General features: G+C 68.8%; 4 protein-coding genes and 1 pseudogene. 4 read left to right on the top strand and 1 reads right to left on the bottom strand.

Annotated elements, in window-relative coordinates:
* The 4 genes and pseudogenes from AC08OX_RS13620 to AC08OX_RS13605 all read left to right on the top strand — a co-directional run.
* Positions 1-274: pseudogene (locus AC08OX_RS13620) on the top strand (hypothetical protein); the annotation flags it as partial.
* A gap of 197 nt (positions 275-471) precedes the next feature.
* Positions 472-3,123, top strand: a complete 2,652-nt coding sequence (locus AC08OX_RS13615; protein WP_476608166.1) for an ATP-binding cassette domain-containing protein — start codon at positions 472-474, stop codon at positions 3,121-3,123.
* A gap of 206 nt (positions 3,124-3,329) precedes the next feature.
* Positions 3,330-4,568 (top strand): glycosyltransferase family 4 protein, encoded by a 1,239-nt coding sequence (locus AC08OX_RS13610; RefSeq protein ID WP_476608165.1) that lies wholly within the window; start codon positions 3,330-3,332, stop codon positions 4,566-4,568.
* A gap of 68 nt (positions 4,569-4,636) precedes the next feature.
* Positions 4,637-5,578 carry a beta/alpha barrel domain-containing protein gene (locus AC08OX_RS13605; protein WP_476608164.1) on the top strand — a complete coding sequence of 314 codons (942 nt, stop codon included), beginning with the start codon at positions 4,637-4,639 and terminating at the stop codon, positions 5,576-5,578.
* A gap of 81 nt (positions 5,579-5,659) precedes the next feature.
* Here the strand turns inward: AC08OX_RS13605 and AC08OX_RS13600 are convergent, their stop codons facing one another.
* Positions 5,660-6,211, bottom strand: coding sequence for a DUF3291 domain-containing protein (locus AC08OX_RS13600; protein ID WP_476608163.1), 552 nt, complete (start codon positions 6,209-6,211; stop codon positions 5,660-5,662).
* Positions 6,212-6,245: the final 34 nt, after the last annotated feature.

Below are 6,245 nucleotides of genomic sequence, written 5' to 3'. Positions count from 1 at the left end.
CGCCGTGGCCCGGCGGCTCGATCGCTTCCGGGCCGTCGCGGATCAGCAACGCCGGCCAGGTGGCAGGCTTTCGCCCCCATCGCGGGGACGTCGTCGGCTGGGCCCAGGCGCCGATCGGACGATGCACGCGGTCGTCTGGCGGGGTCGGAGGATCATCGATCTTGGGACGCTGGGCGGCCGCGGCAGCCTGGCGACGGCGGTCAACAACCGCGGTCAGGCCGTCGGTTCCGCCCGCCTGCCCGACGGCGGCACCCGTGCGGCCCGCTGGAACTGATTCGATTTCCACCACCCGCCCACCACATTTCCTCGTTCCCCGGACCGGTCGGTGTCCGGGTCCAGCACGCTCCAACCCGTCGTGGCCGGTCCCATGGCCGTCAGCTTTCGGACATGTTGCGGAAGGGGCGGGAAAATTCCCTCTGTACAGGCACACTATGGTGCGTCTGGCGATCGAAGGAGCGAGGGAGAGTGCTGGTGGTTCCGACCCCGCTTCATGTCACCACCCCCGCGGGGGAGGTGACGCTCACCGGAGACAAGCCGGTCGTGGTGGGGCGGGCCCGTGCGGCCGACATCGTGATCAACGATGGCCGGGTGTCGCGCCGGCATCTGGTGCTGCATCCCGACGTCGGCGGATGGCGGATCGAGGACATCAGCGCCAACGGTCTGTGGCGGGATGGCTGCCGTGTGGGCGGTCTCGCAGTCTCCGGGGAGCTCCGGCTCCGGCTCGGCGCGGTGGACGGACCCGAGGTGGTGCTCGTTCCGCGTCCGGCCCCGCCGATGATCTCTCCGACCGCGCCGACCCACAGCCCGGGCGGGGCACCCATCCCCCTTGCCGGCCCGTCGCCCTCGTCTTGGCCGTCGCCGGGCGCGGCGGTGCCGGGCATGGAATGGTGGTCCGAACCGGCGCCGGGCGCTGCGCCGGCGCCTGTCCCGTCGGCGCCCGCGCAGTCGGGCGGGCCCGACCCGGCCGTGGGGCAGGCGACGATGGTGCACGACCGGCGGCGCGTATATCCGCTGACGATCGGACGGGTGCGGATGGGCCGCTCCCGCGACAACGACATCAACGTGGGCGACCTGCTTGCCTCCCGCCATCACGCCGAGCTGCATATCTCGGTGGCCGGCGTCGAGCTCATCGACCTCGCCTCCGCCAACGGCACCTTCGTCAACGGCCACCGGGTCACCCGGGCACGGGTGATACAACGCGACATCATCGCCATCGGCCATCATCTGTTCCAGCTCGAGGGAAACTCGCTCGTCGAATACGTCGACTCCGGTGACGTGGCCTTCGAGGCGCAGGCGCTGTCGGTGTGGGCCGGCACCAAGCAGCTCATGCACGACATGACCTTCCGGCTGCCGGGCCGTTCCCTGCTCGGTGTCGTCGGACCGAGCGGGGCCGGCAAGTCCACGCTGCTCAACGCTCTCACCGGCTTCCGACCGGCGGACCAGGGATCGGTGATCTACGCGGGACGTGACCTCTACGCCGAGTACGACGAGTTGCGACGCCGGATCGGGTACGTGCCGCAGGCCGACCCGCTGCATGACCAGCTGACCGTGCGTGAGGCTCTGGTATACGGCTCGGAACTGCGTTTCCCCGCCGACACCACCGCCAAGGAGCGGCGGGCTCGGGTGGAGGAGGTCATCGGCCAGCTTGGACTGACCGCGCACGCCGACACACCGGTCTCCCGGCTCTCCGGCGGCCAGAAGAAGCGCACCAGCGTCGCGCTGGAGCTGCTCACCCGGCCCTCTTTGCTGTTCCTGGACGAGCCGACCTCCGGTCTGGACCCGGCCAATGACCAGTCCGTGATGGAAACCCTGCGGGGCCTGGCGAAGGGCGGCGGCGCCGGCTCCGGCGACGAGACCGGCCGGACCGTCATCGTCGTCACTCACAGTGTGCTGTTCCTGGACCTGTGCGACTTCATCCTCGTGCTCGCGCCCGGCGGGCACGTGGCCTACTTCGGGCCGGCGGATGGGGCGCTGCGCTTCTTCGGCAAGGAGGACTTCCGCGAGTTCGCGGCGGTGTTCCGCGAGCTCGAGGCCACTCCGGGCGAGGAGATGGCGGAGCGGTTCCGGGACTCGGAGTTCTTCGTACCCTCCGCGATCGTGGCGCCCGCGGTGCGCAAGGCACCGCCGGAGCTACCCAGCGTGCGCCAGCAGCCGGTCCGGGCCCAGCTCGCGACGCTGACTCGACGGTACTGGCGGGTCGTGCTCGCCGACCGGTCGTACCTACGGCTGATCATCGCCTTCCCGTTCCTGCTCGGCGTCGTCCCGCAGGTGATCCGCGCCCCGGACGGGCTGCGTGCGTTACCCCAGGCACCGAACACCGACGCGACGAAGGTCCTCCTCGTTCTGGTGCTGTGTGCCTGTTTCATGGGCATGGCCAACTCGGTCCGGGAGATCGTCAAGGAGCGGCCGATCTACCGGCGGGAACGCACGATCGGGCTGTCCCGCACCGCCTACCTTGGATCGAAGATCATTCTGCTGACCGGGATCACCACCGCCCAGTGTCTTGTCTTCACCCTGATCGGGCTGGTGGGCCGGACCCCGCCGAGGGCGGTTGTGCTCGGCTCGCCGGTGCTGGAGTGTCTGATCGCGGTGGGGGTCGCGGCGCTCGCCTCGATGATGATCGGTCTGTTGGTCTCGACGCTGATCGACAACGCGGACAAGACCATGCCGATCCTGGTCCTGGTCACGATGGGTCAGCTGGTGTTCTCCGGGGGACTGACCTCGCTGGTCGGACGCCCCGTGCTGGCGCAGATCAGCCTGCTCGTCCCGGCTCGCTGGGGGTTCGCGGCCCTGGCGTCCACGGACGATCTCAATGACGTCAGCAAGTTCGGTAACGAGACCCTGCGGACCGACCCGACCGACGGGCTGTGGAAGCACAGCGTGACGATCTGGGTCCTCGACATCGTGATCTGCGTGCTGATCGGTGTCGTGGCACTGATCCTCACTGCCGTCATGCTGTGCCGGATCGAACCGAAGGTCACCCGGCCGACGGGTGCCGGGCCAAGGCCGGCCACTGGTTCGGGTTCGGGTTCGGGAGGGTTGTCGGGTCCGCGGCTGTATGGCACCGGGGTTCCCCCGGCGCACGGTTCCAGGACCGGTCGGTCCATGCCGTTGCGCGGCTGAGCGGTCAGTCCGTCCCCGTAGCCCATGCCCCGGAGCAGGTATCCCGGCGATCTCCCTCGCGAGCCGGGCCGCGAGGGAGATCGCTATGCCCCTATATGTGGATCGACGTGGCGCGAGTGACCGCAAATCCAAAACCCCCCGCAGCGGCCGGTTATCGTAGCGATAAGGTGAGCCGACCGAAGTTCGCTCGCGGTGGGGGATTGGGTATGGAGATCGTCTTCTTGTGCGAGCAGTATCCGCCGATCATCTGGGACGGGGCGGGAGTCTACACACACGACATCGCTCACGCCCTGGTCGCGCTCGGTCATCGGGTTCATATCCTTTGCGCCCAGGGGCGCTACCGCACGGACGAAGATCATGGCGGGGTGATGGTGCACCGGCGGCCGCTCCTGCGGTTGCCCGTCACCAGGTTTCTCGGTCCACTCGGCCGGTCGTTTCAGGGGGAGAACCATCCTCGCGATTCGCTCTCCCTGCGGTTCGTTCTCGCGGTCTCCTATGCTTTTTGGCTGCGTCGTCTCGGTCTGCGTCCCGACGTGATCGAGACTCAGGACGGCGAGACCCGGGGCCTGCGTACCGCCCTGCGCCGCGACATTCCCCTCGTGATCCACCTGCACACCCCGACGATGATGGACGTGCGTCTGCGGGACGGCAGGCTGCACGGCAGGGGCGCGGTGGCCGACCGGATCGACCGGTTCTCCGCGCTGCGCGCCGACGCGCGCACCGCTCCCTCCGAGCTGATCGTCACCACGCTGCGCGGTTTCGGCTGGCTGGATAAGGACACCGACGCGGACGTCATTCCTTACCCGTTCGACCGGTCCCCGTACATGGAGGTGGCCTCGCCCCGGCACACCGACCCGACGTTGCTCGTCGTCGGACGGCTCGAATGGCGCAAGGGGCTGGACGTCCTGATCGAGGCGGCCGCGCTGCTGAAGAAACGGGGTGTCGAGGCAACAGTGGTCTTCGCTGGTCAGTCCTCGGGCACGATCGAGGGCGTGGCGACCGGGACCTGGCTGGAGCAGCAGGCGGTCAAACTCGGCGTCACCTGCCGTTTCGCCGGCCACCTGACCCGTCCCGAGCTGGTCAAGGCCTATGAGGAGGCACGGGTGGTCGTCGTGCCGAGCCGCTTCGAAAGCTTCTCCATCGCGGGTCTCGAAGGAATGGCCTCGGGACGCCCGGTCGTTGCGACCGCGACGACCGGGGTGGCCACCTGGGTGGCGAAATGGAAGGGCGGCACGGTCGTGCCGCCGGAGGACGCCCCCGCACTCGCCGACGCCCTGGAACCTTTCCTCACCGACCCGGAGCTCGCGGAGACGGTGGGTGCCCGCGGTCGGGTCGGCACCGCCGAGCTCGAGCCGCTGCGTATCGCAGCCCTACGCGAGAAGGTCTACCAGAAGGCCATCGACCGTTTGCGGGCGCGCCACGGAAAAACCTCCGCCGTGGCATGAGGGTGGCGACCCGGGTCATCGATTGCCGGTCACGAACCTGATCCAGGCGAAAACCCTAGGGTAGGGTCATGAGCGGTCTGTGCGGTGTCTCCCTGGAACATCCGATCATGAACGCGGCTGGCACCTGCAAGACCGCCGAGGATGTCGAGACGTTCGCCCGGTCGGCGGTCTCGATGATCGTCGTTGGTTCGATTACCCGGGAACCGCGGTCAGGTAACTCCGGCAACGTCTACTGGCCCGGCCGGGTCTACTCGTTGAACGCGCTCGGGCTTCCCAACCGCGGGCTGGACTACTATGCCGCGCATCTGCCCGGTATGGTGCGGCGCGCTCACCGGGCGGGCAAGCCGTTGACCGTCAGCGTCGCCGGGTTCGGTGTTGACGAGTACCGCGAGATCTCCGCGGTCGTGGCGCGGACCGGGGTCGACCTGATCGAACTGAACCTGGCCTGCCCGAACGTTTGGGACGGCGGAACGCAGAAGCGCATCGCCTGCTTCGATCCCGGGCACACCGCGACGATCTGCACGGCGGTGGGCGACACGCTGGTGGCGCTGGCTGGTGCCGATCCGGCCCGACGCGTCCCCTACGGAGTCAAGATCTCGCCGTTCTCCGATCCGTCGGCCCTGGTGGAGCTCGCGACGGTGATCGATGAGGTCGCCGCGCGTCCCGGTGGCCCGCGGTTTGTCACGGCGGTGAACACCTTCCCCAACGCCTTCGCCGTTGACGAGGCGCACCGACCAGTCGTCGACGTCGAGCTCGCCGGTATGAGCGGGCCGGCGCTCAAGCCCGTCGGGCTCGGTCAGGTGCGCCAGCTACGCCGCCTGCTCCCGGAGAGTGTGGACATCATCGGGGTCGGGGGTGTGACCGACGGTCGTGACGCCGCCGACTATCTGCTGGCCGGGGCCACCGCGGTCCAGGCCGCCACCGCGTTCTGGAACCGTGCGGAGGATCCGGCCGTCTTCGGTTCCATTCTGTCCGACTGGATCGACCACACCGACCCGGCCGTCCCCTGAAAAGGGTTTCATGCGTGTTTTCCGTATATCTTCCCGGCATATTTTTTTCACGTCCTCGGCGCGGGAGCCCGTCGTGCCGGATCAGCCTCCGGCCGCCGCGTTTCTCGGTGCCGCTCGGCCTGGCTGCTCGGCGGTGTTCTCCGGGCCGCTTCCCGGGACCAGGGAGATCCGCCGGTCCGGTGGTGGAAACGTCAGCCGGAACGTGAAGGCGGTGGCGGTCGGGCCGTGGGCCCGCAGGTGACGAACCCGGTCCTCGGCCTCGTCCGTCCCCGGCCGATGCCCGGCGGGTACCCACCACAGGGCGTTGGTCGTCCGCTGGGTGGGATGAAACCACTCGCGCCGACGGTGTAGGAACGCCCCGTGGCCGCTATGGAAGACCAAGTTGGCCAGTGCCTCCACAGACTCCCACACGGTCAGGTTCACGATGATCGCATGGTCGCTGTCGCCCTCCCACACGAACGTGCGCACGGCGGTGTCGCCATCCTCGGGCCGCGGGCGCCAGACGACACCAGGCTGCCGGTCGCCGAGCGTGTTGGTGGGGGTGAGACCGGCGACGAAGTCGGTCAGGGCGGAGGAGCCGGGCGGCGCGAGCAGTCGGGCGATGTTCACCTGGGCCAGATGGTAACCCGTCATGAAGGCAGCCTAGCGGGAGTTTCCTAGATAGGTT

The sequence above is a fragment of the Frankia sp. CoBUL1 genome (genome assembly GCF_978021245.1).
The sequence above is the reverse complement of the archived record's forward strand: the minus strand, read 5'-3'. Positions and strand labels throughout refer to the sequence as shown.

Coding starts and splice junctions, on each gene's coding strand:
- AC08OX_RS13610 (WP_476608165.1), top strand. CDS start 3,330: ATGGAGATCGTCTTCTTGTGCGAGCAGTATCCGCCGATCATCTGGGAC.
- AC08OX_RS13605 (WP_476608164.1), top strand. CDS start 4,637: ATGAGCGGTCTGTGCGGTGTCTCCCTGGAACATCCGATCATGAACGCG.
- AC08OX_RS13600 (WP_476608163.1), bottom strand. CDS start 6,211: ATGACGGGTTACCATCTGGCCCAGGTGAACATCGCCCGACTGCTCGCG.